The following is a 313-nucleotide window of genomic DNA, read 5'->3' as shown; positions in this document are numbered from 1 at the left end:
GCATCATAAGCAAGTGATGTTAAAGTTTCGTTTGAACCTACAAATTGTGTAAGTTCTGTTGCGAACTTAGAATCGTTTATAATTGTGCTTGCATTGTTGATTACATCCGCTACAACATCGATTGTAGTTTCTGTATCATTTTCGCTCTTATAAACATATTTTCCGTCGTTGGCTGCGTTTTTCTCCAAGGTTGTCAGCGTTTCTGCATCTCCAACCATATCAACAAGTTTTATTACTGTTGCAGATCCGCTTTCTGGCTGATACGTTAATGTTTTTCCTGTCGCATCATAAGCAAGTGATGTTAAAGTTTCGT

Annotated in this window: 1 pseudogene; it reads right to left on the bottom strand. The window is 37.4% G+C overall.

The annotated features are described in order from the left end of the window. Positions 1–313 (bottom strand): annotated as a pseudogene (locus ACHRV0_RS21670) (hypothetical protein); the annotation flags it as partial.

The organism is Flavobacterium sp. FlaQc-30, assembly GCF_044005885.1.
Lineage (GTDB): Bacteria > Bacteroidota > Bacteroidia > Flavobacteriales > Flavobacteriaceae > Flavobacterium.
This window is presented reverse-complemented; position numbering and strand designations above follow the sequence as displayed.